This is a genomic window from Pseudomonas sp. IT-347P, from assembly GCF_949768005.1.
Classification (GTDB): Bacteria; Pseudomonadota; Gammaproteobacteria; order Pseudomonadales; family Pseudomonadaceae; genus Aquipseudomonas.
Window position 1 is genome coordinate 13,518 of the sequence record NZ_CATKPQ010000033.1, and the last position, 22,504, is coordinate 36,021.

Genomic DNA, 22,504 nt, shown 5'->3' on the forward strand with positions numbered 1-22,504 from the left:
TCTAATCCCTGTTTACTCAGCCGCCTCGGCGCCTTTGTCTGCCAGTTCCATCCAGCCGGCCAGTACAGTGTAGGCCTCTTCCAGGCCCATGCGTTTTGGCGCAGAGAAGAGCTGGATGGTGACCAGATCTCCCCAGCCCTTGCGAATTTCCGACTGCACTTTGAGCAGGGTGTTCTTGGCTGCGCCGTAGGTGAGCTTGTCGGCCTTGGTCAGCAGAATGTGCATCGGCATGCCGGCGGCAACGGCCCAGTCGAGCATCAGCAGGTCGAAGTCGGTCATCGGATGGCGGATGTCCATCATCAGAATCAAACCTTTCAAACTCTCCCGGCCACCGAGATAAGCCTCGAGGTGACGCTGCCAGTGTTGCTTGAGCGGGATCGGTACTTTTGCGTAACCGTAGCCCGGCAGGTCGACCAGACGCCGATCATCGTCTAGTTTGAAGAAGTTCAACAGCTGTGTGCGACCCGGGGTTTTCGAGGTGCGCGCCAGGCTGGCGTGAGTCAGTGTGTTCAGTGCGCTGGATTTGCCGGCGTTGGAACGACCGGCGAATGCCACTTCGAAGCCTTCGTCGTCAGGGCATTGATCGACTTTGGCGGCACTGAGCATGAACGTGGACTGTTGGCACAGGCCGAGGATGGGATTCTTGAGTTGCATGGGATTTCCGATGTGGGCGGCGCCGGGATTGGGCGCGGAACGCGGTGTCGCTTCCGTTTCAGTGACGCCAGTATATAATGCCGCAGATTTTGTGTGTGCTTTGTCCCAGCGAAGGATGAAGTTCACGAGAGCGACAGACCTTGATTGCGCATTAGAACGCAGAACGCTCTCAACCCTGAAAAGGTCGTTTTATGACGAAATGGCTGCTGGCTGCCGGAGTCTTGATGCCGCTTTACAGCGCACAGGCTACACAGGATCCGGAAGCTGTGTACAACCGTGTTTGTGGTGCCTGTCATTCCGGCCAACTACCCATGGCGCCCGAAAGAGGCGATCAGGAAGCTTGGACGCCGAGGTTGGCGAAAGGTATGGGGACGCTGGTGCAACACGTGACCCAGGGTTTCAAGGCGATGCCGCCGCGTGGTTTGTGCATGGACTGCAGTGCCGAGGATTACCAAGCCATCATCCTGTGGATGAGCGCGAGTAAGCCCGGTCCATAACTTAACCCTTAGCCGTAGTTGGATTAGCTGATGAACAAATTGATCGTGAGTCTGCTGTTGACCGTGGGAATTTCAGGCTTCGCCCATGCTGCCGGTGATGCCGCAGCGGGCCAGGCAAAAGCCGCCGTTTGCGGAGCCTGCCATGGCCCGGACGGCAACAGCATGGCGCCAAACTTTCCGAAACTGGCCGGTCAAGGTGAACGCTACCTGACCAAGCAGCTGCACGACATCAAGTCGGGCAAGCGCACCGTTCTGGAAATGACCGGGCTGCTGACCAACCTGAGCGATCAGGACCTGGCCGACATCGCCGCCTACTTCGCCAGCCAGAAAGGCAGCGTCGGCGCGGCCGATCCGAAGATCGTCGCCCGCGGTGAAGCGCTGTTCCGTGGCGGCAACCTGGCCAAGGGCCTGCCTGCCTGCACCGGTTGCCACTCGCCGAACGGTGCCGGCAACGCCGCTGCCGGTTTCCCGCATCTGGGTGGCCAACACGCTCAATACATCGCCAAGCAACTGACCGATTTCCGCAAGGAAGAAGGCGGCCGCAACAACGACGGCGACACCATGACCATGCAGACCATCGCCAAGCGCCTGAGCGACGAAGACATCGCTGCAGTCTCCAGCTACATTCAAGGCCTGCACTAAGCGCACTTGGCAGCGATGGATCTCGTGCAACGTTAACGCTCGATTAATCCGTCGCAGCAAGTATAAAAAGGGTGGCTTTGGCCGCCCTTTTTTGTGGCCGCTGCCGTTACACTACAGAACTCATGCCCGCCAGGATCTGTCTGAAAACAGGTCGCGCGAGGCGACCCAAATTGTCCAGGAGTAAAGCATGCGTAATCTGATCATCAGCGCCGCTCTCGTCGCTGCCAGCCTGTTCGGCGTGACCGCCCAGGCCGCCGAAGCACCGGCCGCCCCTTACGTCGAGCTGGCCAACCCGGTACCGGTTGCGAAGCCTGGCAAGATCGAAGTGGTCGAACTCTTCTGGTACGGCTGCCCGCACTGCTACGCCTTTGAACCGGTAATCAACCCATGGGTCGAGAAACTGCCATCGGACGTCAACTTCGTGCGTATCCCGGCCATGTTCGGCGGCCCTTGGGACGCTCACGGCCAGATGTTCCTGACCCTGGAAGCCATGGGTGTCGAGCACAAGGTTCACAACGCCGTGTTCAACGCAATCCAGAAAGAACACAAGAAGCTGACGGACAAGAACGACATGGCTGACTTCCTCGCCACCCAAGGCGTGGACAAGGATAAATTCCTCGCGACTTTCGACTCGTTCGCCATCAAAGGCCAGATCATCAAAGCCCGCGAGCTGGCCAAGAAATACGAAATCACTGGTGTGCCTACCATGATCGTCAACGGCAAATACCGCTTCGACATCGGCTCTGCCGGTGGTGCCGAGCAAGCACTGAAACTGGCTGACGACCTGGTCGCCAAAGAGCGAGCGGCAACCAAGGCTGCCGCCAACTAAGCGCGGCAACCGCCATGCGCCGCTGGAAGTCGGAACGCATCGTTGGCCTGCATGATCCGCAGGTCAACGAGCACCATCTGGCATCGACGGGCCTGCCCGCAGACCAGCGTCTGCGCTTGCTCAGTTTCAATATCCAGGTCGGCATCAGCACCGAGCGCTATCGGCACTACCTGACCCGCAGCTGGCAGCATCTGCTGCCGCACACCGGGCGCTCAGGCAATCTGCAAAAGATCGGTAACCTGCTGAGCGACTTCGATCTGGTCGCCCTGCAGGAAGCCGATGGCGGCAGCCTCCGTTCGGGCTACGTCAATCAGGTGGAACATCTGGCCCAGCTCGGCGCCTTCCCTTACTGGTATCAACAACTCAATCGCAACCTCGGCCGACTGGCCCAGCACAGCAATGGCGTGCTCAGTCGCCTGCGCCCGTGGGCGATTGAAGATCACCCGCTGCCCGGCCCGAAAGGTCGCGGCGCGATTCTGCTGCGGTTCGGCGAAGGCCCGGAAGCGTTGGTGGTAGTGATGATGCACCTGGCCCTTGGCGCGCGAACGCGCAGTCTGCAACTGGCCTATATTCGTGAGCTGATCGGTGGTTACAAGCACCAGGTGTTGATGGGCGACATGAACACCCACGCCAGCGATCTGCTGCAACATTCTCCGTTACGCGATCTCGGCTTGCTCGCCCCGCAGGTAGAAGCGACTTTCCCCAGCTGGCGCCCGCAGCGTTGCCTTGATCATATTTTGCTCAGCCCGACCCTGACCCTGGAAAAGGTCGAAGTGCTGGCGCAACCGATTTCCGATCACCTGCCGGTCGCGGTAGAGATTCGTCTGCCGGGTTCGCTCACGGCCGATGCATTGCCCGCGTTGAGTCCTGCCCCTCGCGGAACCCCTGAATGAGCGACGACGCCCAGCGCTGGAAAGAGAAGTACCTCAAAAGCATCGAACAACAGGACAAGCTTGAACGGCGGTGGGCCGCCAGGCTCGACTTGCTGCGACGCGGTCTGGTGCGCAGCACACTGGCGGCCGAAGGCACAGACAAGGTCGTTGATCAGTGCATGAAAGAGATGCGCGATGTCGTGCGCACCGACGACATGGACGCCGGCCTCGCCGCCCTGTTGCCGCGGCTGGAAAAAGCCGTGCTCGATTCCGAGCAGCGCCGCGAAACCCGCATCGATCAAGTCAGCACCGCGCTGACGTCGCTGGTCACCCAGTTGCAGGCCCTGCCGCTGCCCCGTGAAGTTGCTCAGCCACTGAAGAAATTCGCTAAACAGCTGGATAGCCGCGTCGGTTCGGCGCGGGAAATGCCCTTGCTGCTGAGTGAACTCAGCGGCTTGCAAGGCAAAGCGTTGAGTCAGTTGGAGACGCCGGCAGAACCGGGACGCCCAGGATTGTTGCAGCGTTTGTTTGGTAGCCGTGACAGCGAAGAAGCGCCAGCCCCGAGCGCAGAAGCACCCGCGCCAACTCCGGCACCACGTGATGCGCAAGCGTCTGCCGCATCAGAAGCCGAGTCAGAACCAGCGCCCCTGCAGACTGCCGCTGTTGCAGAGCCGGTCATCACCGCTCCCGTGATCAAACAACCCGAGTCCGCGATTAAGATACCCTCACCGCTCTCGGAACCTCAGCCGGAACCTGACGTGGTCGCGTTTGAACCACCCCTCGCCAGCGAAGCGGCGCCCATTGCCGCTGAAGCAGCACAGGCCGGACCTGAAGTGGCCATGACACCCAGTATCACGCCGACACCTGTCACGGTCTCCAGCTTCAACCCCGACGAATTGATCCACCCCGGCGATCGGACAGCACTGATACTCGACAGCCTGCCCCTACCCGAACCGATTGCTCAGGCACTGGCCGCCATCGACCCGGAGCAGCCCGAACACGACATCCTGTTCGCCCTGCCGGACACCCCGGAGCCGTCCTACAGCTCCGTGGCCAAGCACATCGAAGACACCCTGATCGGCCTGCTCGACGATCTGACCCTGCCGGAACGCCACCGCCCGCAAGCCGAAGCCATGCGCGAACGGCTCAAACACGGCTTGAACTGGTACGAACTGATCCCGATCCTCGACGATCTGGCGACTTTGATGCTGGCGATCACCGACAGCGGTCAGCACGAATTCGAAGCCTACCTGCAGCAACTCAACGAACGCCTCGAAGCGTTCCAGAGCAACCTGCAGGCGGCCAGTGAAGGCCATGCCGACAACAGTTCGGCGGCGAAGGCCATGGACACGCAGATCCGCGAGCAAGTCGACGGCTTGCAGTCCAGCGTGCAGCAAGCAGCCGATCTGGAGGACCTCAAGCATGTGCTGGAGAACCATCTCGAAGGCTTGCTCGGCACCATGGATCACCACCAGAAGCAGCGCGATGCTCGCGAACAGGAAGTTGCCGCGCGGCTCAAAAGCCTTTCCGAACGCGTGGCGCATATGGAGCAGGAAGCCCAGGGTTTCCGCGAACATCTTGAAGTACAAAGGCAGAAAGCCTTGATCGATCCGCTCACCGGCCTGCCCAATCGCGCCGCGTGGAGCGAACGCCTCGAGCATGAGATCAAGCAGTGGCAACAGCACGGCAACACCCTGAGCCTGGCCATGCTCGACCTTGATCACTTCAAACGCATCAACGACAACTACGGCCATCTGGCTGGCGACAAGGTGCTGAAAATCATCGCCACCGTGCTGCGCAAGCGTCTGCGCGGCTCGGATTTCATCGCTCGGTTTGGCGGAGAGGAGTTCGTTCTCCTGATGCCGGCGACGCCGCCAGCGGTCGGCGCCAAGTTGCTGGAAACCCTGCGCGCCGCAATCGAAGCCTGCCCGTTTCACTTCAAGGGCGAACGCGTGACGATCACCCTTTCCATGGGCCTGGCGACATTCCGTGCCGGAGAACACAGCGATCTGGTGCTCAAAAGAGCCGATCAGGCGCTGTACCGGGCGAAAAACGCAGGACGCAATCGGGTTGAGCAGGGCTGAGTAAATTGTCCCATTTTGTTTAAATCCGCCGGCTGACCCTCCGGACGCAAGGCATTACGTTACACTGTTGCATTACTGTCTTGCGTGTATTGTCCTCTGCTATGAAATTCTTTGCCCTCATCGCGTCGTTGCTCGTTCTGGCCGGTTGTACCAGCACCCCTCGTTACGACACCAGCCACCCTTCGGCCAATTACGACAGCCGCATCCAGTTTGTGGTCGTCCATTACACCTCGGCCTCGCTGGAGCGTTCGCTGCAGTTGCTGACCCACGGCGAAGTCAGCAGCCATTACCTGATCGGCGACGACAAGAGCGGCACCATCTACAAGCTGATGGACGAAAACCAGCGCGCCTGGCACGCCGGCGAGAGCCAATGGCAGGGCCGTACCTGGCTCAATTCCAGCTCGATCGGCATCGAAATCGTCAATCCGGGGTTCAAGGACACGCCGACCGGACGGCTGTGGTATCCGTACAGCGAAGCGCAGATTCAATCGCTGATCGTACTGCTCAAGGACATCAGCAAACGCAACGGCATCAGCCCGCAGCACATCATCGGCCATAGCGACATCGCGCCGCTGCGCAAGCTTGATCCCGGGCCGTTGTTTCCGTGGAAACGCCTCGCCGCCGAGGGTTTGGGCCTGTGGCCAAATGAACAAGCCGTGGCGCGCCAGCAAGCGCTGTTCAACAGCAGCGAACTGCCGAGCATCAGCTGGTTCCAGGCACAACTGGCGCACTTGGGATATGACACGCCGCAAACCGGCGAACTGGACGTCGCGACGCGTCATGTCCTCGCCGCCTTCCAGATGCACTTCCGCCCTTCGCGCTTCGATGGCACGCCGGATGCGCAAACAGCAGCGCTGTTGCTGGTACTGAACCAGACAAAATAATGACGCCCGCCCGACGGTCAGGGCGAAATCGCAATCAGCAGCTATAACTCATTGGTAATTCTTCGGATATTCCTTGATGGCTGCTACCCGAGAGACGCTGCGTAGCTGGTTTTATCGCCCCTGGTTTTTGGCGATGATCGCGGCTGTCCTCAGTGCCAGCCTGCTGATCGCCGGCGGAATGTTCGTGGCGATGCGCCAGGTCGAGCAAAGTGAAAGCCAGCAAATGAACGCGCAAGGCGAACGGTTCCTCGCTCGCCTCGAACAATTGTTCGGCCAGTTGCGTGAAAGCCTCGATGATCTTGAAGCGCAGCCATTGCGCAGCTGTGACGATGAAATGATCGCCACCCTGCAACAGGTCACCTTCAACTATCGCTTCGTCTATGAAGCAGCTTATATGGACGCCTCGCGGACCTGCTCGAACCGTCCGCGCCAGGAAGGCCTGTCGATGGTCCGCGCGCCGGACATCAAAGGCCCCACTTACAGTTATTGGCTGAACACCACCACCGAACCCGATGAAAACCGTGCGGCGCTGATGCTGGGACGCGGCAATTTCCGCGTGGCCACCTCGCGCGGGCATCTGACCGACATGGTCGACCTGTCGCCCGGCAGCAGCCTGCTGGTGGTGCTCGATCATGGCACCCGGGCCATCCCCGTACTTGGCACGGCGCAAGCCTGGCCGCCCGTGGAACATTGGCCACCGAAAAGTCGCGATGCCCTGCAAGTCACGCAAACCCGGCTGATCTACCGCATGCCCACGGACAACCCGGAGTATCAGCTAATGCTGATCACCCCCAGAACCGGGATGCACATTCCGGCTATATGGTGGTGGATCATCCCGGCGTGCCTGTTGCTCGGCGCCTTTGTCGGTTTTTTTGTGTTCTTACTGGTGCGCCAACGCCAGTCTCTGGATGCCGAACTTCACGGTGCGATTCGCCGTGGCGAGCTACAGGTGCTCTATCAGCCAATCTTTGACCTCGACAGCCGCAACTGCGTCGGCGCCGAAGCCCTGCTGCGCTGGCGGCGTCCCGACGGCACGCTGACCAGCCCCGATCTGTTTATTCCCATGGCAGAAAACACCGGGCAGATTCGGCAGATGACCGACTTCGTCCTGCAGCGCCTGCTGGAGCAACTGGGCCAGTTGCTGCGCGCCAATCCGCAGTTGTACATCTCGGTCAACCTGGCAGCTTGCGATGTGATGGTGCCGCGCATCGGCCAGGTCATGGCACGCCTGCTCACGCTACATCGGGTGGCCGCGCGGCAGATTGCCTTCGAGGTCACCGAACGCGGTCTGATTGACGTGGTGGTGGCGCGGGAAAACCTGCAAGCCTTGCGCAACGTTGGCCATCAGGTGTTGATCGACGACTTCGGCACCGGCTATTGCAGCCTCGCCTACCTGCAAACCTTGCCGGTCGATTGCCTGAAAATCGACAAAGCCTTTATCGATGCACTGGGCCATGACGCGGCCAGCAGCGGCGTCGCCCCGCACATCATTCATATGGCCCAGGCGCTGGATTTGAAGGTGATTGCCGAAGGCATCGAGCTGGAATCACAGGCGCAATTGCTCAGCAGCGAAGGGGTGAAATTCGGTCAGGGCTGGTTGTTCGCCCATGCGTTGAGCGCCGTGCAGTTCATCGAACTGATTACCCGTGGCCGACGCTTGGCCGGTCGGCGCATGGACGACGAAGCCTAAACGGCGAGCGCCATATAGAACTGCGTGCCCTGCCCCGGTCGCGAATAAACCCCCATACGTCCGCCATGCAGCTGGACGATTTCCTTGCACAGCGCCAGGCCCAAACCGGCGCCGCCCTTCTTGCGCCCGACCTGCACGAACGGCTCGAAGATCCGCCCCTGCTGGCCGTAGGCAATGCCTTCGCCGTTGTCTTCGACGCTGATGATCACCCGCTCGCCATGCCGACGTGCCTGCAAACGAATCTGACCATCGCGGGCGGTATGGCGCAGGGCGTTGTCGATCAGATTGTCGAGCACCCGGTCCAGTTGCGCCTGATCGGCCTGCAAACGTGGCAACGGCCCCTGCACTTCGACATTCAGGGCGATGCCTTTGACCGCTGCCGAATCGGCAAAGCGCAGCTGCGCCTGCTCCAGCAAATCTTCGATGGAGCACGGCGCCAGCGTGAGCTTCTGCAGACCGTTCTGATAACGCGAGAAGTTGAGCAGATCATTGATCAACTGCATCAGGCGCTGCATTTCCTCATTCACGGTGTCGAGCAGATCTGCCTCGCGCGACTCAGCGGGAAACTTCGCCCGTTCGCGGAACAGGCCGAACGCCATGTGCATGCCGGTGACCGGAGTCCGTAGCTCGTGGGAGGCGCGCAAGACGAATTCACTGCGTACCCGTTCGAAGGCGCGCTGCTCGGTGACGTCGTGCAGCACCATCACCGCGCCGAGGATATGGCCTTGGGTGTGGCTGACCGGCGTCAGACTATAGGTCAGCAGGCGGGATTCGCCGTCGACCTCGATACTCAAGTCCTCCGGCGCCCGCTCCAGGGTGCCGCCGCGCAGGACCAATTGCAGTTGCGCATCCAGCTCTGGCCGCTCAAGCGCCGTGCCCAACCCTTGGCCGAGACGGTCATCTTCCCAACCGAGTTGCCGCTGGGCGACCGGATTGAGGTGTTCCAGATGCCCTTGCCGGTCGATCATCAGCAAGCCGTCATCGATGCTGTCGAGCACCGCCTGCAAGCGTTGCTGACCGGCGAGCAATTCGTCGACGTTGGTCGCCTGATGCTCACGAAGTGCCTCGGCCATCAGGCCGAAACGTTTGGTTAGCTGGTTCATCTCCATCGCCGAAGAAATCGGCAGGGTCACTTCAAAATTGCCTTGGCCGATATTGTCCGCCGCTTGCGCCAGCGCCTCGATCGGCGCGCCGAAACGCCGGGCAATACCGTGGGCCGTGATGAAACCGATGATCAGCACCGCCAATCCGACAAAGCCAAGCAGACCGGCGATCAACAAGGCGCGGCTACGTGCCTCATGTTGTACCGCGTTGATGTTGTCCAGCGCCTGCTTGTGCTCGGCAATCAGCCCGTTGCGCAGGGTGTTGAAGCGCTCTCTGAAATTGGCGCTGCTGCTCATCGAGTTGGTCGGGCGAGAAAGATCGAACGCTTGCAGAAAATTCAGGTAATCCGCCTTGGCCTGACTGAATCCGTATTGCCGACCATCACCCTCTTGCTCTTGAGCGATCCCTTCGTCCAGCAACTGGAAGTAATGCTGTTTGGAGGCTTCGAACGCTGCCGGATCAGGCTTTTCCGCGAGCATGATGATCAGTTGATCGCCCAGCGACTGGCGCAGCTTGAGGCCCAGATCGAGGGTGATGAAGTTGCTGCGCACCAAGGCTTCTTGCGTCCCCGCCATCTGCATCACACTGACCAGCCCGAGCAACAGCCCGAGCAAGGCCACGGTGATCAGCGCGGAAATACTCAAGAACAAACGGGTCCGCAACTTCATCGCCAGTTTCATCGCCGGGCGCTCACAGGTTGTACTGCTTGCGCTTGCGATACAGGGTCGATGCGTCGATGCCCAGGGTCTTGGCCGCCTGGTCCAGGGTGCCGGCGGTGGCGAGCACCGCACCGATGTGCGCTTTCTCCAATTCGTCGAGACTCAATGCCGCACCGACTCTTGGCGCATTGTTGGCCGGTTGCTCGGCCATCCCGAGGTGGCTGATCTCCACGCGTTCCTGCGGGCAGATGATGCTCGCCCGCTCGACCACGTTGCGCAGTTCGCGAATGTTGCCCGGCCAGCGGTAGCCGAGCAGCGCCTCGCGCGCTTCATCACTAAAACCTCGCGCCGGACGTGCGTACTCTTTGACGAAACGCGCAAGGAAGCGATCAGCCAGGGTCAGAATGTCCTCGGCACGCTCGCGCAAGGGCGGCAGGTGCAGGGTGATGACATTCAGGCGATAGAGCAGATCCTCACGGAATCGGCCATCACGAACCATGTCTTCCAGATTGAGGTTGGTCGCCGCGAGGATGCGCACATCGGCGCGACGGGTGACTGGATCGCCTACCCGCTCGTATTCCTTGTCCTGAATGAAGCGCAGCAATTTAGGTTGCAAAGTCAGCGGAAAATCGCCGATCTCGTCGAGAAACAGCGTACCGCCGTCAGCCTGGTTGACCCGACCCAGCGTGCTTTCGCTGGCGCCGGTAAACGCACCACGGCTGTGGCCGAAGAGCTCGCTTTCCATCAGCTCGGCGGTCAACGACGGGCAGTTGATGGTCACGCAGGATTTTTTCTCGCGCTTGCTCCAGCCGTGAATCGCACGGGCCAGCTCACCTTTACCGGTGCCGGACTCGCCGAGGATAAGAATGTTGGCGTCAGTGCTGGCCACCTGACGGGCCGTTTCCAGCACGACTTTCATCGCCGGGCTGTGGGAATCGAGACCGTCCTTCGGTTTGCGGATCTCGCCTTCCAGCGCTTCGAGACGCGCCGACAGTTGGCGCACCTCCAGTTGCTTGGCGGTGGCCAGACGCAGCTGGTCCGGGCTGCATGGCTTCACCAGATAGTCGGCGGCGCCGGCCTGGATCGCATCTACCGCAGTATCGACAGCCGAATGTGCGGTAACGATCACCACGCGCATCCACGGCGCCTGAATGCGCATTTGCGCCAGCACGTCGAGACCGTTGTCTTCGCCCAGCCGTAAATCAAGGAAGCACAGGTCGAAGACCTGACGCTGCAACAGCGCCTCAGCCTGAGCCGCGCTGTTGGCTGTAGCAACCGTATAGCCTTCATCTTCCAGGCAATAACGGAAAGTACGCAGGATGGCGGATTCGTCGTCCACCAGCAGAATGCGGCCTTGATGCTCAGTGGCAGATTCCATTTTTCCTACGCTCCATAGTGATTGGTCTTGGGTTAGTCCCGGAAAAATCGGGCAAGTTGCATGGTTGATTCTGAACGATGCCAGCCATAGGAGGGTAGCTCTCTCCTGCCTTTACAGCCAATACGTTGATTTTGTTGATTTTTTAAACAATCACCGATTTGCAGGGCATTCCCTGCGTACTTTTCTGACATCCGCGCCGTACTCTCAATTCCATAAGAATGAAATCTCCTACGAAAAAATCGTGCATTGCGCACGATCCCAGGCGACCCATCGTGCAGGATGCGTCGCATACTTTTTTCGTCACGCCTCTAACATGCTGATTTTATTAGTTATTTTTCAATTAAAAAACTGGCATGCAGGCTGCAATACCTTACTCAGCCCGGGCAAAAATTGAACTGCCCTAACCGAATAAGAGTGAGGAACCCAGGATGACTCGCCAACGTGCCGCCCAAGTGCATATCTCGCCACTGCATATCCAGCAAGGTCTGTTTGGCGTATTGGCGCTGTTGATCACCCTGATTGCTTGCCAGCAATACCTGCGCTGGGAAAACAGCCAGCAGGTTGAGCCACTGATCTCGATCCAGCACAGCACGCAAACGCACTTCAGCGCCGTCAGCAGCAGCCAGGCCGAAAGCGCCTCGATGCGCATGATGGATGTCGATCAGGCGCAGCCGCTGGATCAATTGCCACGTGAAGAGCGTTGGGTTTTCTAAAGAGCACATGAATTCGGGCGCGCAGCGCCGGAACACGTAACCCCCCTAAATAGAGAAGTAAGGAGAATCACCATGTTGAGCTGGGCAATTACATTCTTGATCATTGCCATCATCGCTGCAGTACTGGGCTTTGGTGGTATCGCGGGCACCGCCACGGGTATCGCCAAGATTCTCTTTGTCGTGTTCCTGGTGATGTTCATCGCTTCCTTCTTCTTTGGCCGTCGCGGCCGAGGTTAACGATGACTGTCTTGAAGACACTGGCAGCCGCCCTGCTTCTGGGCGGTAGTGCCATGGCGATGGCGGCCAATGACGGCCAGACGCGGGTCAACGAACTGCTCGCCTCTGACGAGCAGTACCGTGAAACCTGGGAAGGCGTGATCAAAAAAGAAGAGCGTGTACCGGAATGGGTCATCAACCTGTCCGGCACCTCCGAACAACAGATGACCGCGGTCACCGAAGATGGTGACAAGTATCTGGTCGGCCCGCTCTGCGAGAATCAGGACAAGTGCCTGAACCACCGCCTCATCGTGGCGTTCAGTTTCGACAAGGATGATGCCTACGCCATGCTGGTCGACGTTCCGGAAGGCCTGCCGCAAGACAAGTCGCCGACGCGACACGCGACCTATCGCTTCTTCGGTAAACCCGACCAGGGTATGCAGGATCTGCTGATGGAAACCCTGAAGAAAGATCCCAAGTGGTACTGATTCGAACATGAAGGCAGCAGCCCTGCTGCCTTCCATTGCGCCCACCTGAGGAAGGCAGGCGCATGACCAAGGGGCCGGGACGTTCTGACTGTTACAGGGTCGGAGTGACCTACGGGTACAGGGAGTGCCTGCGCAAGGGCCGGGTCAGGGTAAAAGCTGCGCCGCAGGTTCGCCGACCCACAGTGGTTCGACGGACTTGCGCTGAGCTTTCAAGCACGCAAAATATTGATCCAGAGCGCCCAGCTCATCCTTTTTATCGCTGACACTGCACGCGAAAACATTACGCGGTGTTTCCTGGCGACCGTATATCGACAAAAAAACCGTTTAAACAGTGGGACTTCTAGTCTTGCTTCGTAGGCATTTTCCTAAAATTTTTGTCGATTTTTCTCGTTCAAAAAACAATCAACCTGCTCTGTGATGGCCGGTTCACGGCACTTATGCCGGCCGAAATGTCACAATCGAACCGGTTGGGACGCCAGTTTCACTAAAAAAAGCTCATGCCGATTCGGCATAGGGTAGGCGTTTACGGCATTAGACGGCGCCACCTTGCATCGGAATAGTTGCGCCTTTTTTCGCCTGCCGAAGAGCCGCAAATACGTGCTTCGGGGCACCTTATACGGAGGCAGATGCACAGACTTTTCCGCTAAAGAGCGTTCCAGTTCCTGCATGTGCCTGAGTCAAACGCAAGTAAGGGTAAAGATAATGAAGAAGGCAAAACTCAGCCTCGCCTGGCAGATCCTCATCGGTCTGGTTCTAGGGATTGCAATGGGTGCGTTGCTCAACCACTTCAGTGCCGAGAAGGCTTGGTGGATCAGCAACATCCTGCAACCGGCAGGCGATATCTTTATCCGTCTGATCAAGATGATCGTGATCCCGATCGTCATCTCTTCCCTGATTGTCGGCATTGCCGGTGTGGGCGACGCCAAGAAGCTCGGACGTATCGGCCTGAAGACGATCATCTATTTCGAAATCGTCACCACTATCGCCATCGTCGTCGGCCTCGTGCTAGCCAACGTGTTCCACCCCGGCACCGGCATCGACATGAGCACCCTCGGTACGGTCGACATCTCGAAGTACCAGGCAACCGCCGCCGAAGTACAGCATGAACACGCGTTCATCGAGACCATCCTCAACCTGATCCCGTCGAACATCTTCGCGGCCATGGCACGCGGCGAAATGCTGCCGATCATCTTCTTCTCCGTGCTGTTCGGTCTCGGTCTGTCGAGCCTGCAGTCGGACCTGCGCGAGCCGCTGGTGAAGATGTTCCAGGGCGTCTCGGAAAGCATGTTCAAAGTCACCCACATGATCATGAACTATGCGCCGATCGGCGTATTCGCCCTGATCGCGGTGACCGTCGCCAACTTCGGTTTCGCTTCGCTGCTGCCGCTGGCGAAACTGGTGATCCTGGTTTACGTCGCCATCGCCTTCTTCGCCTTCGTCGTGCTGGGCCTGATCGCCAGGCTGTTCGGCTTCTCGGTGCTCAAGCTGATGCGCATCTTCAAGGATGAGCTGGTGCTGGCTTACTCCACCGCCTCTTCGGAAACCGTGCTGCCACGCGTGATCGAGAAGATGGAAGCCTACGGCGCACCGAAAGCCATCTGCAGCTTCGTGGTGCCGACCGGTTACTCGTTCAACCTCGACGGTTCGACCCTGTACCAGTCCATCGCGGCGATCTTTATCGCTCAGTTGTACGGCATCGACCTGTCGATCAGCCAGCAACTGCTGTTGGTCCTGACCCTGATGGTCACCTCCAAAGGCATCGCCGGCGTACCGGGCGTGTCCTTCGTGGTGCTGTTGGCGACTCTGGGCAGCGTCGGTATTCCGCTGGAAGGTCTGGCGTTCATCGCCGGTGTCGACCGCATCATGGACATGGCCCGTACCGCACTGAACGTGATCGGTAACGCCTTGGCCGTACTGGTGATCTCGCGTTGGGAAGGCATGTACGACGACGCCAAGGGCCAGCGCTACTGGAACTCCCTGCCGCACTGGCGCAGCAAGGAAAAACTGCCAGCGGGCGAAATCTCCAAGAACTGACACAAAAACCCTGTAGGAGTGAGCCTGCTCGCGATGGCGGTGTATCAAACAACAGAGATGTTGAATGTGCCGCCCTCATCGCGAGCAGGCTCACTCCTACAGTGGACCGAGTCAGCCATACAAACCCCGGAGAAATCCGGGGTTTGTCGTTTCTGGCGACCCCGCTATCATTCGCGGCATTCTTCGGGGGATTTGACTGATGCTTAATGGCCTGTGGCTTGGCTTCTTCATCGTGGCAGCCGTGTCGGCGCTGGCGCAGTGGCTGATCGGCGGCAACGCCGGGATCTTTGCGGCGATGGTGGAAAGCATTTTCGCCATGGCCAAGCTCTCGGTCGAAGTCATGGTGCTGCTGTTCGGCACCCTCACCCTCTGGCTCGGATTTCTGCGTATTGCCGAGAAGGCCGGGATTGTCGAGTGGCTGGCCAAAGTGCTCGGTCCGCTGTTCCTGCGGCTGATGCCGGAAGTCCCGGCCGGTCACCCTGCCCTCGGCCTGATCACTTTGAATTTCGCCGCCAACGGCCTGGGTCTGGACAACGCCGCGACGCCCATCGGCCTGAAAGCCATGAAGGCGCTGCAAGAGCTCAATCCCAGCGCCACCATCGCCAGTAACGCGCAAATCCTGTTCCTGGTGCTCAACGCCTCCTCCCTGACCCTGCTGCCGGTGACGATCTTCATGTATCGCGCCCAGCAAGGCGCGCCCGATCCGACGCTGGTGTTTCTGCCGATCCTGCTGGCGACCAGTTGCTCGACGATTGTCGGCTTCCTCTCGGTGGCGTTCATGCAGCGCCTGCGGATCTGGGATCCGGTGGTGTTGGCCTATCTGATTCCGGGTGCACTGATTCTCGGTGGCTTCATGGCGCTGCTGGGCACCCTTTCGGCAACAGCATTGGCGGGATTGTCGTCGATCCTCGGCAATCTCACGCTGTTCGGGTTGATCATGCTGTTTTTGCTGATCGGCGCGCTAAAGAAGGTGAAAGTCTACGAGGCGTTCGTTGAAGGCGCCAAAGAAGGCTTCGATGTCGCGAAGAATCTGCTGCCGTATCTGGTGGCGATGCTCTGTGCGGTCGGTGTCCTGCGTGCCTCGGGGGCGCTGGATTTTGGTCTGGACGGCATTCGGCATCTGGTCGAGTGGGCCGGTTGGGACACGCGGTTTGTCGATGCGCTGCCGACGGCGATGGTCAAACCCTTCTCCGGCAGCGCGGCGCGGGCCATGCTGATCGAGACCATGAAGACCTCGGGCGTCGACAGCTTCCCGGCGCTGGTTGCGGCAACGATTCAGGGCAGCACCGAGACCACGTTCTATGTGCTGGCGGTGTATTTCGGCGCGGTAGGGATTCAGCGCGCGCGGCACGCGGTGGGGTGTGCGTTGCTGGCGGAGTTTGCTGGCGTGGTCGGGGCTATCTTCGTCTGCTACTGGTTCTTCGGCTGAACAAATAGCCAAACTGTAGGAGTGAGCCTGCTCGCGATAGCTGGGTGACAGTCACCGATGATGGTGGCTGATAGACCGCTATCGCGAGCAGGCTCACTCCTACATGGACTGTGGTGAATCAGGGCTTTTGGGGGGCGAGTCTTTGACCCTGGTCGACGGCCCAGGCGACGACTTTGGCGGTCAGGCGATCACTGGCCTGGCCAAACCCGGCCACCACCGACGGCACTTGCACATCGTTCAAAGGCTGGCGCTCTTCAAAGCGGCGACTGGCCAGAATCCGCTGGTCGTAACCGCGCACCAGCAAGGCATCAACCCGCACCACGACGCCGGCCTGCGAGCCCTGATACTCAGTCTGAAACGCCTGCAAACTGCCGCCCAACTCCAGATCCGCAGCAAAATTGCTGTCATCGGTGCTGAGCAGGGTCACCCGACCGTCCCGCGCAAAGCCGTCGAGCAAACGGTTACGCACCAGCACCGGCGCCGGATCGCTCCAGCGCGAGCCCTTATAGCTGCTGATCACATCGCCTTGCGGAATCACCGCAATCGTCGGCCGGTTCAACGCTTCGCTGGCCTGCAATTTGTTCAACCGCAGCGACCACTGCTGCTTCGCCGCTGTACTAGCCGAGGCCGGCGTCTGGGCGGTCGGCAGGCGATAGACATCCGACGGCTCGGACTCGGGCAGAATCGAACAGGCGCTGATCAGCGTGAAGCCGGCGAGGAGGGCAAGTCGAGTCAGCGTCATGGCGTGAATTCCTTGTTCTTGTCACGGCCCAGCAGGTAGCCGCTGGGATTGGCCTCAAGGCGTTGCGAGATGGCGCGCAGCGAGGTCAGCGTCTCGCGCAGTTCGCGGATTGCCGGGGCCAGGCCATTGAGGCCCTGCATGCCATTGTCGAGGGAGTTTTCGTTTTTGCTGAGCAAGGTGCTGATGGTGGTCGTGCTCTGCTCCAGCGACTTCATCGCTTGCTCAGCGCTGCCCAATGCCTGTTTGCCCTGATCGTTGATCAGGCCGTTGGCGTTGCGCATCAGCAACGAGGTCTGTTCGAGCATGCTGCCAGCTTGTTTACCGACAGTCGCCAGTTGCTGCATGGCTTGTTTGATGTCGCCGCGCTGATCGTTGATGGTGCCAGTGGTCTGTTCCAGATGGGCGAGGGTCTTGCTGACGCGTTCGACGTTCTCGGCGGAAAACATCTGGTTGGCGTTCTGCAGCAGCGCGGTGATCCCGGTCATCAAATCGTTGGAGTCATTGAGCAAGCGCGAGATAGGCGAGGGCGAGGCGACGATGGTCGGCAGGTTGCCGTCATGGCCGCGCAGCTTCGGGCTCTCCGGCGTGCCGCCGCTGAGCTGGATGATCGACGTCCCCGTGATCCCGGCCAGCGCCAGTTTGGCCTGGGTGTCTTCCTTGACCGGCGTGTCACCGGCCAGACGAATCCGCGCCAGCACCCGCCGTGGGTCTTTCGGATCGAGGCGCAGATTGATCACATCGCCGACCTTAATCCCGCTGTATTGCACCGGGCTACCTTTGGACAATCCACTGACCGCCTCGCTGAAAACAATCTCGTAATCCTTGAACTCGGTGTCGACGCTGGACTTGGCCAGCCACAGGCCGAAGAGCAGGGCGCCTGCCACCACAATCACGGTGAATAGGCCGATCAACACATGATGCGCTCGGGTTTCCATGTCAGACCTCGTTGAGCAATTTGGCGGCGTCCAGCGCCGAGCGGCCGCGCGGGCCGTGGAAGTATTCGTGAATCCACGCGTCGTTGGTTTCCGAGACGACATCGATGGGACCGGCGACCAGCACTTTCTTCTGCGCCAGCACCGCCACGCGGTCGGTAATGGTGTAGAGCGTGTCGAGGTCGTGGGTCACCAGAAACACACTCAGGCCGAGCGCATCGCGCAGGGTCAGGATCAATTGATCGAATTGCGCCGCACCAATCGGATCAAGGCCGGCGGTGGGTTCGTCGAGAAACAGAATGTCCGGATCCAGCGCCAGCGCCCGGGCCAGCGCCGCGCGTTTGATCATGCCGCCGGACAGCGACGCCGGGTATTTGTCCGCCGCCGACAGCGGCAATCCGGCCAGCGCCAGTTTCACGGCGGCCAGGTGCTCGGCGTCGTGGCGACTGAGACCGGCGTGTTCGATCAGGGGCAGGGCGACGTTTTCGGTGACGGTCAGCGACGAGAACAACGCACCTTTCTGAAACAGCACGCCGAAGCGCCGTTCGATCAGCGAGCGTTCGTGCTCGGACAGGCTCGGCAGATTTTTCCCGAAGACTTTAACTAGGCCTTCGCTGGGTCGGTTCAGCCCGACGATGCTGCGCAACAAAACCGATTTGCCGGTGCCGGAGCCGCCGACCACGGCAAGGATCTCGCCTTTGTACACGTCCAGATCGAGGTTCTCGTGCACGCTCTGGCTGCCGAAGCGATTGCACAGGCCACGGACTTCGATCACCGCCTCCGAGGGCGCGCGGGGTAAACGACTCACCAGCCCATCTCCATGAAGAACAGCGCAGCCACCGCGTCGAGCACGATCACCACGAAAATCGATTGCACCACGGCGGACGTGGTGTGGGCGCCGACCGACTCGGCGCTGCCGCTGACCTTGAAACCTTCCAGGCAACCAATCGCGGCAATCAGGAAGGCGAAGATCGGCGCTTTCACCAACCCGACGAGAAAATGCTGAATGCCGATGTCCGATTGCAGCAACGACAAGAACATCGCCGGCGAAATATCCAGCGACACCGCGCAGACCACGCCGCCGCCGACAATCCCGCAGAGCATGGCGAGAAAGGTCAGCATCGGCAGCGCCACCAGCATCGCCAACACCCGCGGCACCACCAGCAGCTCCATCGGGTCGAGACCGAGGGTGCGGATCGCGTCAATTTCCTCGTTGGCCTTCATCGAGCCGATCTGCGCGGTGAAGGCACTGGCGGTGCGCCCGGCCATGAGGATCGCGGTGAGCAGCACGCCGAATTCGCGCAGGAACGAGAAGCCCACCAGATCCACGGTGAAAATCGTCGCGCCAAAACTGGCCAGTACCGTGGCGCCGAGAAATGCCACCACTGCGCCGACCAGAAAGGTCAACAGTGCCACGATCGGCGCGGCGTCGAGGCCGGTCTGCTCGATGTGCGCGATCATCGGCGTGATACGCCAGCGCTTGGGCCGAAACAGGTTGCGGGCGATGGTTTCCATGATCAGGCCGACGAAGCCGAGCAACTGCAGGGTGTCTTGCCAGACCTTGTCGACGGCGCGGCCGATGCGCGTCAGCAACTGCACGCTGACGCTGATTTGCGGTTCCTTGATCGGCACACAGAAATCAGTCAGCGAGTGGTAGACGGTTTGCAGCAATGCGCGGTCGGCAGCGGAAAGGGTGCAATCGGGGTGTTCGGCGGATCTGCCCAGACGCTCGGAGCCGAGCAGCTCCACCAGCAATGACGCGCCGGCGGTGTCGAGGGCGCCAAGGCTGTTCAGATCGATCGGCGTGTTCGCGTCGTACTGGCCGCGGAGTTTTTCGCTCAGGTGCTTGAGTTCGGCGTAATGGGCAAGCGTCCAGTCCCCGGAGACCCGCAGACGGGCAGGGGTTATCGACGTGTCCAGTCGGGCATTACCGCTGATTGAGCTGCTGGTCATAAGCTCCGTGCTTGTTCGGCCTTTATGCGAACTAACGTAATAGCACGAACCGGATTACTTTTCTTTGGTCGCTGTGCTGTCTGTGACTTCGAAGCGCAGCACGCCGATCACCTGGCCATCCTCGGTCAACACCCGCACCTGCCATTTGCCTGCCGGGTTGCCGGGGAAGTTCTGCTTGTGCGTCCACGCCCGGTAACCTTCCTTGCGCCCGCCGTGGATGTCGAGGGCGATGCGGTCGACCTCTTTGCCGTTGAATTGCCAGACGTGATAGATCCGCTCATCCAGCCCGCGTGGCGCGTTGATCGCGGTGTAGGCGTAGAGGCCATCGCCCCGGATCTGCTCGGCGCTGACCGTGTCGAGGCTGACGCCGGGAGTGCGGTCCTGCATTTGCGTGCTGATCGCCACATCGGTCATCCACAGCGTTGCCGGCGGTACCCACGAGCGCAGCACCCAACCGACGCCCCCGATGCCGACCGTGATGCACAGAATTGCCAACGCGTTACGCACAGTGCGGATCGGGAAGATCGACGCCAGACTCGGAAACGACAACAGCACGGCAATGCCCAGCGCCCACTTGAAGCTCTGCGCGGTGGTCAGATGCATGATTACCGGCAACGCGGTGAGCAGGGCGGCGAACAGGGTCAGGGTGTGCAGCGCGAGAAACGCCCAGCGCCGTGGCGCCAGCCATTTGTAATAGAGCGGATCGACGATGGAGATCAGTGCGGCAACGCTGAGCAGGCCGGTGAAAACCAGCTGGCCACTGTTCCAGGTCGTGGTGATGAAGAAAAACGGCAGGACGAAAAACAGGCTTTCCTGATGGATCATCTGCGTCGCATAGCGCAGCAGCGGCTGGGGAATCTCGCGTTTGAAAATGCGGGTGAAGAGGCCGGTGAGGGTGTTTTCCAGCATCAGCCAGATCCAGCTGAGCAGCATGATCACGGTGATCCAGCTCGCCAGGCCCTGCTGACGGTCGACCATGATGAAACTGCCGACCCCGGAGATGAACCCGCCCAACGCAATGACCCCGGGGTAGCGCTTCATCAGTTCGAGGATGCGCTGGATCAGGCGTTGTAATTTCGACATTTTGGCGGTTCACGACTTGAGAGGGGAAATCTTCGACAGAGTAGCGCCCACCGGGCGCTGTGGCGAGGCTGCCGGTCAGTAAATTCACCGCACTACCCTGTGGGAGCGGGCTTGCTCGCGAATGCGGTGTGTCAGTCACTGAATTGTTGTATGACCCACCGTTTTCGCGAGCAGGCCCGCTCCCACATGGGTTATGGGTTAGCCGCAGATTTTCGCCGGCGGTGCAGGCGCCAAGCGATCAGGATGAGCAGCAACAAACCGATGCCACCGGCGCTCAGCCACAACACCTGGTCATCACTGATCAACGGCTTCTCGATCCGCAAATACCCCGGTTGCAGCAACAACTCGCGCATAGCCTTGTTCGCCGCTGCCAACGTCACGCCTTGCAGCTCCCGCGCCGGGTTGGCGAAGCGACCGTCCTGGTAGTCACTCAGTGCACTCCAGTAGTAATCCGCCATCGCGCTATTACCCTGCACCGCCCACGCCTGATGGGCGATCGAGGCCTGTTTGATCCGCGCGAAAGTATCCGGATCCAGGCCGTTTTTCAGCAGGTCGGCCTTGAGGTCTTCCAGCACCTGAATGGCTTCGTCAACGTCATCGCGATCCAGGTCGGCGTTCAGGCTCATGAAACCCACACCGCCAAACACTTCACGCTCGGCCCACGGCCCGTAGGACAAACCGTGGTTGAGGCGAATCTGCCGGTACAGCGCCCAGTCGAGGTAATCCTTGAGGATATCGAACGTCTGGTCGTACTGATCGTCAATCACCGGTTCCGGCACCAGCCAGTGCAGTTTGGCGCTGTCACCAACAAAGCCACGGGTGAGCGTGCGCTCATGGGCGGCGCGGGTGCTGATGTCCGGCAGCGCCCGGTGTTCGCTTGGTTCCACCGCTTCGAGCGCACCCCAAGTGCGTTCCAGATAAGCCGGCAGCAGTTTGTCGAGTTCGCCGACGACGATCAGGGTCATGTTGTTCGGCGCGTACCAGGCCTTGCGCACCTTCTCCAGCTGTTCCTGAGTCAGGTGACCGACTTCGGCGCGTTGCGGGCATTTCAGACCCAACTCGACAGCCAGCTGATTGCTCGCAGTGTGGCCGAGGTCCTGACGGTCGAGGAAACGCTGGAGTTTGGTGTAATGCCCGCCGTCCTCACGCTCGACTACCCGTTTCGCCGCGTTGATTGCGTTGTCGTCAATGCGTGTCTGGGTCAGCAGCGCGAGCAGCAGGTCGAGCACCTTGCGCTGATTTTTCGCCGGAGCTTCAATGACGAACGTGGTGTCGGCATTGCTGGTGAACGCATTCCAGTCACCGCCCAGCGCCTGCATACGCTCTTCCAGCCCACCTTCGCCGGTGGCGTCGATGCCGCTGAACAGCAAGTGCTCAAGCAGGTGCGGCAGCTCCTTGTCATCGCAGTCAAAATCATCGAGGCCAACGCCTACTACCAAGCGGATCGCCACATGCCCGCGCTCGGTGCCGGGTTTGAGCAGCAACTGCAAACCGTTGGGCAACGCATAGCCTTCGACCTGAAAACGATCCAGGGCGAAGGCAGGCAGGGAACCAAGCAACAGACAGGCGAACAACAGGCAACGCATAACAGGCTTCCGTACGGCTGATTTGGAGATCCGTG

General features: G+C 60.1%; 21 protein-coding genes. 12 read left to right on the forward strand and 9 right to left on the reverse strand.

Translation table 11 applies throughout. The features are described 5' to 3' along the window. Positions 1-12: 12 nt before the first annotated feature. On the reverse strand, positions 13-654 hold the full coding sequence (gene yihA, locus ACM6IV_RS12830; RefSeq protein WP_123470193.1) for a ribosome biogenesis GTP-binding protein YihA/YsxC: 642 nt from the start codon (positions 652-654) through the stop codon (positions 13-15). 191 nt (positions 655-845) lie between these two features. Here yihA and ACM6IV_RS12835 point away from each other — a divergent pair, with 191 nt between their 5' ends. The 7 genes from ACM6IV_RS12835 (at position 846) to ACM6IV_RS12865 (ending at position 8,152) form a co-directional block, all read left to right on the forward strand. After that, a complete protein-coding gene (locus ACM6IV_RS12835) occupies positions 846-1,151 on the forward strand; it encodes a c-type cytochrome (protein WP_045123119.1) in 306 nt (101 codons plus the stop codon). 30 nt (positions 1,152-1,181) lie between these two features. Continuing rightward, the gene (locus ACM6IV_RS12840) at positions 1,182-1,793 is read left to right on the forward strand and encodes a c-type cytochrome (protein ID WP_016986443.1); all 612 of its coding nucleotides are present in this window, start codon (positions 1,182-1,184) and stop codon (positions 1,791-1,793) included. Positions 1,794-1,980: 187 nt separating this feature from the next. Continuing rightward, the gene (locus ACM6IV_RS12845; RefSeq protein WP_414870278.1) at positions 1,981-2,622 is read left to right on the forward strand and encodes a thiol:disulfide interchange protein DsbA/DsbL; all 642 of its coding nucleotides are present in this window, start codon (positions 1,981-1,983) and stop codon (positions 2,620-2,622) included. Positions 2,623-2,636: 14 nt separating this feature from the next. Then, positions 2,637-3,515 (forward strand): endonuclease/exonuclease/phosphatase family protein, encoded by an 879-nt coding sequence (locus tag ACM6IV_RS12850; protein ID WP_414870279.1) that lies wholly within the window; start codon positions 2,637-2,639, stop codon positions 3,513-3,515. Further along, positions 3,512-5,578, forward strand: a complete 2,067-nt coding sequence (locus ACM6IV_RS12855) for a GGDEF domain-containing protein (protein WP_414870280.1) — start codon at positions 3,512-3,514, stop codon at positions 5,576-5,578. Before ACM6IV_RS12850 ends, ACM6IV_RS12855 begins: the two co-directional genes overlap by 4 nt. A 101-nt stretch (positions 5,579-5,679) precedes the next feature. After that, on the forward strand, positions 5,680-6,462 hold the full coding sequence (locus tag ACM6IV_RS12860) for an N-acetylmuramoyl-L-alanine amidase (RefSeq protein WP_414870281.1): 783 nt from the start codon (positions 5,680-5,682) through the stop codon (positions 6,460-6,462). Between the two features lie 76 nt (positions 6,463-6,538). Beyond that, complete coding sequence (locus ACM6IV_RS12865) at positions 6,539-8,152, forward strand: EAL domain-containing protein (RefSeq protein ID WP_414870282.1); 1,614 nt, start codon at positions 6,539-6,541, stop codon at positions 8,150-8,152. Here ACM6IV_RS12865 and ACM6IV_RS12870 read toward each other — a convergent pair. Next, positions 8,149-9,936 carry an ATP-binding protein gene (locus tag ACM6IV_RS12870; RefSeq protein ID WP_414870283.1) on the reverse strand — a complete coding sequence of 596 codons (1,788 nt, stop codon included), beginning with the start codon at positions 9,934-9,936 and terminating at the stop codon, positions 8,149-8,151. The two genes, ACM6IV_RS12865 and ACM6IV_RS12870, sit on opposite strands and share 4 nt — an antisense overlap. 10 nt (positions 9,937-9,946) lie before the next feature. Then, positions 9,947-11,293, reverse strand: a complete 1,347-nt coding sequence (gene algB, locus ACM6IV_RS12875) for a sigma-54-dependent response regulator transcription factor AlgB (protein WP_016986437.1) — start codon at positions 11,291-11,293, stop codon at positions 9,947-9,949. A 428-nt stretch (positions 11,294-11,721) separates the two neighbouring features. Here algB and ACM6IV_RS12880 point away from each other — a divergent pair, with 428 nt between their 5' ends. From ACM6IV_RS12880 to ACM6IV_RS12900, 5 genes are all read left to right on the forward strand, one after another. Then, a complete protein-coding gene (locus ACM6IV_RS12880) occupies positions 11,722-12,006 on the forward strand; it encodes a hypothetical protein (RefSeq protein ID WP_414870284.1) in 285 nt (94 codons plus the stop codon). Between the two features lie 72 nt (positions 12,007-12,078). Next, on the forward strand, positions 12,079-12,243 hold the full coding sequence (locus ACM6IV_RS12885; protein WP_003177151.1) for a DUF1328 domain-containing protein: 165 nt from the start codon (positions 12,079-12,081) through the stop codon (positions 12,241-12,243). Between the two features lie 2 nt (positions 12,244-12,245). Further along, the gene (locus ACM6IV_RS12890; protein ID WP_414870285.1) at positions 12,246-12,710 is read left to right on the forward strand and encodes an inhibitor of vertebrate lysozyme family protein; all 465 of its coding nucleotides are present in this window, start codon (positions 12,246-12,248) and stop codon (positions 12,708-12,710) included. Between the two features lie 702 nt (positions 12,711-13,412). Then, the gene (gene gltP, locus ACM6IV_RS12895) at positions 13,413-14,744 is read left to right on the forward strand and encodes a glutamate/aspartate:proton symporter GltP (RefSeq protein ID WP_414870286.1); all 1,332 of its coding nucleotides are present in this window, start codon (positions 13,413-13,415) and stop codon (positions 14,742-14,744) included. Between the two features lie 199 nt (positions 14,745-14,943). Then, positions 14,944-16,173 carry a nucleoside recognition domain-containing protein gene (locus tag ACM6IV_RS12900; RefSeq protein ID WP_007911793.1) on the forward strand — a complete coding sequence of 410 codons (1,230 nt, stop codon included), beginning with the start codon at positions 14,944-14,946 and terminating at the stop codon, positions 16,171-16,173. Positions 16,174-16,291: 118 nt separating this feature from the next. On the opposite strand, the gene ACM6IV_RS12905 is transcribed toward ACM6IV_RS12900, so the two are convergent. The 6 genes from ACM6IV_RS12905 to ACM6IV_RS12930 form a co-directional block, all read right to left on the reverse strand. Next, a complete protein-coding gene (locus tag ACM6IV_RS12905; RefSeq protein WP_414870287.1) occupies positions 16,292-16,915 on the reverse strand; it encodes an ABC-type transport auxiliary lipoprotein family protein in 624 nt (207 codons plus the stop codon). Further along, positions 16,912-17,850 (reverse strand): MlaD family protein, encoded by a 939-nt coding sequence (locus ACM6IV_RS12910; RefSeq protein WP_414870288.1) that lies wholly within the window; start codon positions 17,848-17,850, stop codon positions 16,912-16,914. Before ACM6IV_RS12910 ends, ACM6IV_RS12905 begins: the two co-directional genes overlap by 4 nt. 1 nt (position 17,851) lies before the next feature. Continuing rightward, positions 17,852-18,655 (reverse strand): ABC transporter ATP-binding protein, encoded by an 804-nt coding sequence (locus ACM6IV_RS12915; RefSeq protein WP_414870289.1) that lies wholly within the window; start codon positions 18,653-18,655, stop codon positions 17,852-17,854. Beyond that, positions 18,652-19,800, reverse strand: coding sequence for an MlaE family lipid ABC transporter permease subunit (locus ACM6IV_RS12920; RefSeq protein ID WP_414870290.1), 1,149 nt, complete (start codon positions 19,798-19,800; stop codon positions 18,652-18,654). Before ACM6IV_RS12920 ends, ACM6IV_RS12915 begins: the two co-directional genes overlap by 4 nt. A 54-nt stretch (positions 19,801-19,854) precedes the next feature. Next, positions 19,855-20,883: a DUF5924 family protein gene (locus ACM6IV_RS12925; RefSeq protein ID WP_414870291.1), complete on the reverse strand. Its 1,029-nt coding sequence runs from the start codon at positions 20,881-20,883 to the stop codon at positions 19,855-19,857. Between the two features lie 191 nt (positions 20,884-21,074). Further along, entirely contained in the window at positions 21,075-22,469 is a 1,395-nt protein-coding gene (locus ACM6IV_RS12930; protein WP_414870292.1) for a M16 family metallopeptidase, read from the reverse strand. Between the last annotated feature and the right edge of the window lie 35 nt (positions 22,470-22,504).

Bases quoted from the DNA above. Each gene is read 5' to 3' on its own strand.
- ACM6IV_RS12840 (WP_016986443.1), top strand. From the start codon at position 1,182: ATGAACAAATTGATCGTGAGTCTGCTGTTGACCGTGGGAATTTCAGGC.
- ACM6IV_RS12925 (WP_414870291.1), bottom strand. From the start codon at position 20,883: ATGTCGAAATTACAACGCCTGATCCAGCGCATCCTCGAACTGATGAAG.
- ACM6IV_RS12910 (WP_414870288.1), bottom strand. From the start codon at position 17,850: ATGGAAACCCGAGCGCATCATGTGTTGATCGGCCTATTCACCGTGATT.
- ACM6IV_RS12860 (WP_414870281.1), top strand. From the start codon at position 5,680: ATGAAATTCTTTGCCCTCATCGCGTCGTTGCTCGTTCTGGCCGGTTGT.
- ACM6IV_RS12850 (WP_414870279.1), top strand. From the start codon at position 2,637: ATGCGCCGCTGGAAGTCGGAACGCATCGTTGGCCTGCATGATCCGCAG.
- gltP (WP_414870286.1), top strand. From the start codon at position 13,413: ATGAAGAAGGCAAAACTCAGCCTCGCCTGGCAGATCCTCATCGGTCTG.
- ACM6IV_RS12865 (WP_414870282.1), top strand. From the start codon at position 6,539: ATGGCTGCTACCCGAGAGACGCTGCGTAGCTGGTTTTATCGCCCCTGG.
- ACM6IV_RS12900 (WP_007911793.1), top strand. From the start codon at position 14,944: ATGCTTAATGGCCTGTGGCTTGGCTTCTTCATCGTGGCAGCCGTGTCG.
- ACM6IV_RS12920 (WP_414870290.1), bottom strand. From the start codon at position 19,800: ATGACCAGCAGCTCAATCAGCGGTAATGCCCGACTGGACACGTCGATA.
- algB (WP_016986437.1), bottom strand. From the start codon at position 11,293: ATGGAATCTGCCACTGAGCATCAAGGCCGCATTCTGCTGGTGGACGAC.
- ACM6IV_RS12880 (WP_414870284.1), top strand. From the start codon at position 11,722: ATGACTCGCCAACGTGCCGCCCAAGTGCATATCTCGCCACTGCATATC.
- ACM6IV_RS12870 (WP_414870283.1), bottom strand. From the start codon at position 9,936: ATGAAACTGGCGATGAAGTTGCGGACCCGTTTGTTCTTGAGTATTTCC.
- ACM6IV_RS12930 (WP_414870292.1), bottom strand. From the start codon at position 22,469: ATGCGTTGCCTGTTGTTCGCCTGTCTGTTGCTTGGTTCCCTGCCTGCC.
- ACM6IV_RS12885 (WP_003177151.1), top strand. From the start codon at position 12,079: ATGTTGAGCTGGGCAATTACATTCTTGATCATTGCCATCATCGCTGCA.
- ACM6IV_RS12845 (WP_414870278.1), top strand. From the start codon at position 1,981: ATGCGTAATCTGATCATCAGCGCCGCTCTCGTCGCTGCCAGCCTGTTC.
- ACM6IV_RS12855 (WP_414870280.1), top strand. From the start codon at position 3,512: ATGAGCGACGACGCCCAGCGCTGGAAAGAGAAGTACCTCAAAAGCATC.
- yihA (WP_123470193.1), bottom strand. From the start codon at position 654: ATGCAACTCAAGAATCCCATCCTCGGCCTGTGCCAACAGTCCACGTTC.
- ACM6IV_RS12835 (WP_045123119.1), top strand. From the start codon at position 846: ATGACGAAATGGCTGCTGGCTGCCGGAGTCTTGATGCCGCTTTACAGC.
- ACM6IV_RS12905 (WP_414870287.1), bottom strand. From the start codon at position 16,915: ATGACGCTGACTCGACTTGCCCTCCTCGCCGGCTTCACGCTGATCAGC.
- ACM6IV_RS12890 (WP_414870285.1), top strand. From the start codon at position 12,246: ATGACTGTCTTGAAGACACTGGCAGCCGCCCTGCTTCTGGGCGGTAGT.